The 8,132-nt window shown below is 67.8% G+C and carries 9 protein-coding genes; 8 read left to right on the top strand and 1 reads right to left on the bottom strand.

Annotation, left to right across the window (positions count from 1 at the left end):
* Positions 1 to 719: hypothetical protein (locus AC2VOR_RS02090; protein ID WP_486963120.1), on the bottom strand; the 719-nt coding region annotated here is incomplete at its 3' end.
* A 273-nt stretch (positions 720 to 992) separates the two neighbouring features.
* Between AC2VOR_RS02090 and AC2VOR_RS02095 the strand changes: the two genes are divergently transcribed.
* The 8 genes from AC2VOR_RS02095 to AC2VOR_RS02130 form a co-directional block, all read left to right on the top strand.
* Positions 993 to 1,610, top strand: coding sequence for a TetR/AcrR family transcriptional regulator (locus AC2VOR_RS02095; RefSeq protein WP_369738389.1), 618 nt, complete (start codon positions 993 to 995; stop codon positions 1,608 to 1,610).
* A gap of 174 nt (positions 1,611 to 1,784) precedes the next feature.
* The gene (locus AC2VOR_RS02100) at positions 1,785 to 2,891 is read left to right on the top strand and encodes a zinc-binding dehydrogenase (protein WP_369738388.1); all 1,107 of its coding nucleotides are present in this window, start codon (positions 1,785 to 1,787) and stop codon (positions 2,889 to 2,891) included.
* Positions 2,892 to 2,907: 16 nt separating this feature from the next.
* Positions 2,908 to 4,326 carry an aldehyde dehydrogenase family protein gene (locus tag AC2VOR_RS02105; RefSeq protein WP_369738387.1) on the top strand — a complete coding sequence of 473 codons (1,419 nt, stop codon included), beginning with the start codon at positions 2,908 to 2,910 and terminating at the stop codon, positions 4,324 to 4,326.
* A complete protein-coding gene (locus tag AC2VOR_RS02110) occupies positions 4,323 to 5,099 on the top strand; it encodes a crotonase/enoyl-CoA hydratase family protein (protein WP_486963115.1) in 777 nt (258 codons plus the stop codon). The genes AC2VOR_RS02105 and AC2VOR_RS02110 overlap by 4 nt, the downstream gene beginning before the upstream one ends.
* Positions 5,099 to 6,238 carry an acyl-CoA dehydrogenase family protein gene (locus tag AC2VOR_RS02115; RefSeq protein ID WP_486963116.1) on the top strand — a complete coding sequence of 380 codons (1,140 nt, stop codon included), beginning with the start codon at positions 5,099 to 5,101 and terminating at the stop codon, positions 6,236 to 6,238. Before AC2VOR_RS02110 ends, AC2VOR_RS02115 begins: the two co-directional genes overlap by 1 nt.
* Positions 6,235 to 7,260 (top strand): acyl-CoA dehydrogenase family protein, encoded by a 1,026-nt coding sequence (locus tag AC2VOR_RS02120; protein WP_486963117.1) that lies wholly within the window; start codon positions 6,235 to 6,237, stop codon positions 7,258 to 7,260. Before AC2VOR_RS02115 ends, AC2VOR_RS02120 begins: the two co-directional genes overlap by 4 nt.
* 70 nt (positions 7,261 to 7,330) lie before the next feature.
* Entirely contained in the window at positions 7,331 to 7,810 is a 480-nt protein-coding gene (locus AC2VOR_RS02125) for a nuclear transport factor 2 family protein (protein ID WP_486963118.1), read from the top strand.
* A partial coding sequence (locus tag AC2VOR_RS02130; protein WP_486963119.1) for an SDR family NAD(P)-dependent oxidoreductase occupies positions 7,807 to 8,132 on the top strand: 326 nt, incomplete at its 3' end. The genes AC2VOR_RS02125 and AC2VOR_RS02130, both read left to right, overlap by 4 nt.

The raw sequence follows: 8,132 nt of genomic DNA on the forward strand, positions 1-8,132 counted from the left end.
AACGGCGCGGAAATGCGCTGCTCGAACGTGCAGTTCATCCAAGCCCGCGCCGGCGGGTACAGCCCTTCGTCGGTGTACTTCTGCAGCACCTCGCACCGCCGCATGTTCAGAACCACGTGATCGGGGTTGTGCACGATGTACTCACCGCCGTAGCCGAGCGTCCCGTCGATGCTGAGGCAGGCCAGTTTCAGGTAATCGACCACGTGCACGGGCTCGATCCGGAGCACCTTCGCCAGCTTGGGGTATTCGTAGTCGATGATCAGTTGATACATGTCCGGCAGACCCAACCAGACTTCGTCTTCGGGGATGATCTTCGTCCATTGATCGATGAAGTAGTTGTGCCCCTTGAGATATTGGTCCCAGTAGGTCTTGATCAGCCGGATGAGGGCTTCCTTCGTGAAGTCCTCCGTTTGGACATCGAATGGAATAGCTTGATACTGAGCGTTTTTCCAATCCCACCCCGGGGGTGCGATGAAGCGGCCCATGGGCATTACCTGTCGCATCCCAGCGCGCGACACCTCGGCGGCGACGTCCATGGCTGTGTTGATGCCCACCTTGTCGGCGTAGGTGGTGACATGAGCGTAGGGAACGAACTTCAGGGTGTCCTCGAAGACGCGGGCCAGCCCCAACAGGAAGTCCCGCGAGAAGTCCTCCACGTTGCCGACCTTTCCCATGAAGTCGTGGGTGTAGTCGTCATAGTTCAAGCCGTCTTCTGCCATGTTCACTGGAGCTCCTCCTCTATAGGTCCGACGGTGCGACAGCAGCTTTCGAGCCACCCGGGAATTGAGGCGATGCTCGACGCCCCAGAAAATCTGGCAGACTCTGCATTGCATGGCAGAATCTGACGTCAACACGGTAGGCACGAAGAGCACCGGAGGATCAGCCGAGATGCCCGCTGAGTGGGACACGGGATGCCAGCTCGATCGCGTCAGCCACACTCCGACGTCGCTCGCAGTTTCGACGCGCCCGCACGGGCGGAAAAGGAGCACGACGTGAGCGCGCCCGGTAAGCAGACCCGAAGCGAACGGCGCGCGGAGCAGCTCCGCTTGGATATCGCAATCGCAGCGCGCGACATCTTCCTCGCCCAGGGATCGACGTCGGCAACCGTCGAGCGCATCTGCGAGGAGGCGGGGATCGCGCCTCGGACCTTCCACCGGCACTTCCCGGTAAAGGAAGACGTCGTCATGCCGTTGTTTCGCGAATTCGGCAGGCTCAGTGTCCAAGTGCTTCACCATGCCCCGTCCACGAGCAACGCCGTCGACACCTTGGTGGAGGCGTTCAGTACCGAAGTCCCCAAGCGCGGGCAGGTCGAGATGGACCGCCGGTTCTTGGCGCTGATGCTCAACGATCCGCAGTACAGGCTGCGCTGGCTTGACTGGGGAGAAGACCTGGCCGAGCCGATATCGGAGTTTCTTGCAGCCCGGTTCGACCTCGGCGCGGACCCGTTTCGTCGCGAACTGCCCGCACAACTCGTGATCCAGTGCTGCAGGCACGCCTACGTTCACTGGGTGGTCGACGGCGACCTCCGCCGCCTGAAACGCGGGTTGCGAACGGGAATCGAGATGGCGCTCGCATCGCTGACGCCAGGACCGCGAATGCTGCACACGTAATCCGCGCGAGAGCGGTGACCGCTGGGCGGGAAGGGAACGCGTCAACCGGCGGGGGCACGGCTTAACCTGGCCACCAGATTCGTCCCCACCCAGCTGTGTGGCTCCTGTTCGCGCCGGTTACGCCCCGTAGCGACTCCCGTCAGTCCAAACACCACCGAAAGGAATGCGCCCGAGGTGTTCACAGGTCGCATCGCGCGGTTCGACGAGCCCGGCAAGCCGTTCGAGATCGAAACGGTAACGCTCCCGGAAGTGGGTCCCGGAGAGATACTGATCAGAGTCAGCCGCGCCAACATCTGCGGATCGGACGTGCACGCCTGGCATGGCACCTTCGCCACTCGCGGCCTGGGCGGACAGCTGCCCACCGTGCTGGGCCACGAGATGGTCGGCGCGATCGAGGCGCTCGGCGACGGTGCCAGCAAGGATTCCAACGGCAAACCGCTGGCGCCGGGCACCAGGGTGGTGTTCCCCTACTTCTTCTGCTGCCACGAGTGCCGCAACTGTCTGACCGGGCGGCGAAATGCGTGTGTGAACCTGAAGATGGCGATGCTCGGGCGCGCCGACGAGCCGCCCTACTTCGTCGGCGGATACGGCGACTATTACCTGCTGCCCGCCGGCGCGGTCGTCTACACCGTTCCCGACACCATCTCCGACGACATCGCCGCGGGCGCCAACTGCGCCCTCTCGCAGGTCATGTACGGCCTGGAGCGGGTCGATGCGCAGCTCGGCGAGTACGTGGTGGTGCAGGGCGCGGGTGCGCTGGGTCTGTACGCCGTCGCCGTGGCCAAGGCGCGCGGCGCCGCCCGGGTGATCGCCATCGACGGGGTGCCCGAACGGCTGGAGCTCGCGACCGCATTCGGCGCCGACGACGTCATCGACATCACCGAAGTGCCCGAAGTCAAGGACCGGGCCAAGGTCGTACGCCGATTGACCGACGGTCAAGGGGCCGACGTGGTGGTCGAGGTGGTCGGGCACCCCTCCGCAATCGACGAAGGGCTTAAATTGCTCGGGCAGTTCGGCCGTTACGTCGAGATCGGCAACATCAACATCGGCAAGACCTTCGAATTCGACCCGTCGAGATTCGTGTTCGGCAACAAGTCGATGGTGGGGGTCTCGCTCTACGACCCGGCCGTGCTGGCACGGGCGCTAACCTTCCTCGAGCAGAACCACGATCGGCTACCGCTGAACCGCCTTGCGGCAGCAACTTATTCGCTCGAGGACATCAATCCTGCGTTTACCGCGGCCGAGGCCAAGCGCGACGTCCGGGCCAGTATCGTCCCCTGACCGAAGGGAATCGCACATGCACGACTACGACCGCCGCACACTGTTCATCGACGGGCAATGGGTCAAGCCCGCCGGCGAGGACGTCATCGAGGTGATCGACCCCTCCACCGAGCGGCCGATCGGTTCGGTGCCCGCCGGTACCGCCGAGGACGTCGACGCGGCCGTCGCCGCCGCCCGCCGCGCCTTCGACCCGCTGATCAGTGTCGCCGAGCGCCGCGAGCGGGTCGCCGCCGTGATCGCCGCGATGGAGAAGCGCCTGCCCGACATCGCCGAGACCATCAGCCGCGAAATGGGTGCGCCGCTGCGCATCGCGCAGACCGTGCAGACCCAGGTCCCGCTGGCCGTCGCGCGAGGTTTCGCCGGCGTGCTCGAGACTTTCGAATTCGAAGAGCACGTGGCCAATTCGCTCGTCGTGCGCGAACCCTACGGCGTGGTCGGAGCCATCACGCCGTGGAACTACCCGCTGTATCAGGTGGTGGCCAAGGTGCTGCCGGCGATCGCCGCCGGCTGCACCACGGTGCTCAAGCCCAGCAACGAGGCGCCGCTATCGGTGTTCGAGTTCGTCGAGGCAGTCGAGGAGGCCGCCCTGCCCGCCGGCGTGGTGAACCTGGTATCCGGCAGCGGCGCGGTGATCGGCGAACGACTCGCCGAGCACCCCGACCTCGATTTCGTGTCGTTCACCGGGTCCACCGGCGTCGGCGCCCGGGTCGCCGAGCTGGCGGGACGGTCGGTGAAGAAGGTGGCCCTCGAGCTCGGCGGCAAGTCGGCCAACGTCATCCTTGACGACGCCGACCTGTCCACCGCCGTCAAGGTGGGCGTCGGCAACGCGTTCCTCAACGGCGGGCAGACGTGCATGGCCTGGACCCGGATGCTGGTGCCGCGGTCGCGCTACGGCGAGGCGCTGGACCTCATCGCGGCCGCGGTGGCCAAATACACCGTCGGCGATCCGTTCGACGCGGCCACCCGCATCGGGCCGTCGGCGTCGGCCAAGCAGTTCGAGACCGTGCGCGGCTACATCGAGCGCGCCCGGCGCGACGGCGCGCGGCTGCTCACCGGCGGCGCCGACAAGGTCCGCGATATCGGGTACTACCTGGCGCCCACGGTGTTCGCCGACGTCGACCCCGCCTCCGAGCTGGGTCAGGAAGAGGTCTTCGGGCCGGTGCTCGCGGTCATCCCCTTCGACGACGACGCCGACGCGCTGCGCATCGCCAACTGCACCCCCTACGGCCTGTCCGGCGCGGTATGGGCGGGCGACATCGACCGCGCGATCGCGTTCGCTCGCGGCGTGCAGACCGGCCAACTCGACATCAACGGCGGCAACTACAACCCGATCGCCCCCTTCGGCGGCTACAAGAAATCGGGCATCGGCCGTGAGCTCGGCCGCGCGGGGTTCGAGGAGTACCTGCAGACCAAGTCACTACAGTTGCCCGCATGAGCGCGCCTCTGCACATCGCCGCCGACGGGCCGACGCAGCTGTGGACGATCAGCATGCCCGCGGTGGGCAACGCGATCACCGGCAACGACTTCATCGCCGCGCTCGAGGCGGCCGTCGATGCGGCGAACGCCGACACCACCGTTCGCGCCGTCATCCTGACCGGGGACGGCAAAATCTTTTCCGCCGGAGGCAATGTCAAGGAAATGGCCGACCGCGCCGGAATGTTCGGTCTCGACGCGATCGACCAGCGGCGCGCCTACATCGACGGAGTCCAGCGCATCCCGAGGGCGTTGGGACGTCTCGAGGTGCCGTTGATCGGTGCGATCAACGGGGCCGCCGTCGGCGCAGGCTGCGATCTGGCGATGATGTGCGACATCCGCATCGCCTCCGAACGGGCGTCGTTCGCAGAGAGCTTCGTGCAACTCGGCCTGATCCCGGGGGACGGCGGCACCTGGTTTCTGCAGCGGGCGATCGGCTACGAGCGCGCCGCCGAGATGACGTTCACCGGCGACCGCGTGGATGCGGCGACCGCACTCGATTGGGGCATGATCAGCCGCGTGGTGGCCCACGACGACCTGCTCCCCCAGGCGCGGGCGCTCGCCGAGCGCATCGCCCAGAACCCGCCGCACGCGTTGCGGATGGCCAAGCGGTTGCTGCAGGAGTCGCGCACCGGAACCCTGGAGTCGACGCTGGGGATGGCCGCGGCCATGCAGCCGCTGGCCCACCACGACCGCGAGCACGAGCAGCGCATCGCCAAGTGGAGAACGCGCTGATGACGCTCCCCCGGCTGGTGCCGCCCGCCCGCGTCGACCCCGCGACGACCGAGGGCCTGCGTACCGAGGTGCGCGACTTCCTCGCCGACCAGCTGGCCGCCGGGGCGTTCACCCCGTCCGTCGACGCCTGGCTGACCGGATGGGACGAGGACTTCACCGCCGCGCTGGCCGCACGCGGGTGGCTGGGCATGACGGTGCCGGTCGACTACGGCGGGCACGGGCGGTCCTTCCTGGAGCGGTTCGTGGTCACCGAGGAACTGCTGGCCGCCGGCGCGCCCGTGGCGGCGCACTGGATCGCCGACCGCCAGATCGTGCCGTCGCTGCTCAAATACGGCACCGAACAGCAGAAGTCGGAGTTCCTGCCGCGCATCGTGCGTGGCGAGTGCTTTTTCGCCATCGGCATGAGCGAACCGGACTCGGGCTCGGATTTGGCCAGTGTGCGCACCCGCGCCACCCGCGTCGAGGGTGGCTGGTCGTTGAGCGGCACCAAAGTCTGGACGTCGGGGGCCCACCGTGCCCACGCCTTCATCGTCCTGGCGCGCACCGCGCCGGTGGATCCGGCGCACCGTCACGCCGGGCTCAGCCAATTCATCGTCGACCTGCGCGGCGCCGGCGTCGAGATCCGGCCGATCGTGTCGATGAACGGCGCCCACCACTTCAACGAGGTGATCCTGGATTCTGCGTTCGTCCCCGACGAGATGGTCTTCGGCGAGATCGGCGACGGCTGGCAGCAGGTGACCTCCGAGCTCGCCTTCGAGCGCAGCGGACCCGAGCGGTTCCTGTCCACCTTCGTGCTGTTGGCGGCCTGCGCGGATCGCATGGCGGCCAACGCCATCCCCCGCGATCCCGACCTGGGGCGGCTGGTGGCGCGCATCGCCGGCCTGCATCAGATGTCCACCGCGGTGGCCGGCGCGCTGGAACGGCACGAGCCCGCGGACCTTCCCGCCGCCGTCGTCAAGGTACTGGGCACCACCACCGAGGGCGACATCGCGGAATTCGCCGACCTACTTGACTCCCCCGATTCGGTGTTCGCCGGCCTGGTACGTGCGGCCGTCGACCAGCGGCCCGGGTTCACACTGCGCGGCGGCACCAACGAGGTGCTGCGTGGCGTGGTCGCGCGCGGCTTGGGCATGCGATGACCGCCGGGCCTGGCGCCGACGCCGCACTCATCGAGATGATGGATGCGGTGTTCGCCGGACACCGCGAAAAGTGTCCGCCCACCACGACCGTCCAGCGGGATCCGGACCTGTGGCGGCATCTCGACGAACTCGGCCTGGTGCGGCTGACTGGCGACGAGCAGCACGGCGGCAGCGGGGCCGGCTGGGCCGAAGCGGCCGAGCTCCTGGCCGCCGCCGTCCGGCACGGAGTCCGAATCCCGTTGGCGGAACACGATTTACTGGCATGCTGGCTACTGGATGCGGTGGGAGTGCCCGTAGATGACGCGGTCCGGACCGTCTGCGTGCTCGACACACAGGGATCCGCGGCGCAGGTGCCGTGGGCCGCTTCGGCCGACCGGGTGGTGCTCGTGTGGCGCGCCGACGGGCAGTACCGCGTCGCCGACGTCGCGCGCGCGACACTCACCATCACCGCGGGCGTCAACCTGATCGGCGAACCGCGAGACACCGTGGCCGCCGATCTGGCGGCTCTGGAAGGGACCCCGGCGGGCCCGGCCCTCATCACCCAGCTCGGGCTGAAGTCGGGGCTGGTGCGCGCGATCCAGGTGTGCGCCGCGCTGGACCGGATTCTGCAGCTGTGCGTCGAGCATGCGACCTCACGAGTCCAGTTCGGCCGCCCGCTGGCGAAATTCCAGGCCGTGGGAAACCTGGTGTCCGACATCGCGACCGAGGCGGCGCTCGCTCGGGCCACCACGGAAGCGGCGCTGAGTGCCGGGATGGCCAGTCAATGGTCGGGACCGAATCTCGGCTTCTTTGTCGCCGTAGCACGTTCGTGTGCCGGCCACGCGACCTCGGTGGCGGTGCGCAACGCACACCAGGTGCACGGAGCCATGGGCACCACCCGCGAGCACCGGCTGCACGAATTCACCCGGGCCGCGCTCGCCTGGCGTTCGGAATTCGGTTCGGTTGGGTACTGGGACCGGCAGGTCACCGACAGTGCGATGCACGCGAGCGCGGGCGGGCTGTGGAGCCTGATCACCGGCTGACTCGCGGGCACGTTCCACTGACCGGGCACCGGGTCTGTTGTCGGGACCGCCCGCGGAGTTGACTGCTCCCATGGCAAACGACATCACGCTGCCCGAATTGCAGGAATTCATCGCCGGCTTCTGGTACCACTACGACGAGGCCCACTACGACGTGCTGGCGGCCAGTTACGCCGATGACGTTCGCTATCTGACCCGAAGCGATTCCGGCGCAAGCCCCTTCGAGGAGTTGATGTCACCGGAGCTCACCGGCCGTGACGCGGTGATGGAGTGGCTGTCCGAGCACCGCACGCAGAGCCCTTATCCGCTGCGCCACCACGCCACCAATGTGCACCGCACCGGCACCGACGGTGACGTGACCCGGGCTCGGTTCTACATCTTCGTCAACCAGATCGCCAACTTCGTGCCGTTCGCGGTGTCCAGCGGGGTCGTCGACGTCGGGGTCCGGCGCGGCGCCGACGGACTTCAGTTCACCGAGATGGACGTCGTCCTGGACGCCACCAACTCGGTGCTGCTGTCGGAGTTGGCTGCCGACAGCGCAGCGGGTTCGTGAGCGCCCGGGAATCGTTCGGCGGCGGGGTCGCCGTCATCACCGGAGCGGGCTCCGGACTGGGGGCCGGTTTGGCGCGCCACGCCGGCGGGCTGGGCATGACCGTGGTGCTGGCGGACATCGACGGGGCGGCGGCCGCCTCGGTGGCCGACGAACTGCGCGCGGCGGGCGGGTCCGCGGTCGACGTCGTCTGCGACGTGCGTGACCCCGACGCCCTGCGGGACCTTGCTGAGCGGGTGTACCGGGATATCGGTGCGGTGCGGTTGCTGGTCAACAACGCCGGCATCGAACAGTTCGGCTACCTGTGGGATACGCCGGTGCCCAA

The organism is Mycobacterium sp. TH-M103 (assembly GCF_057473785.1).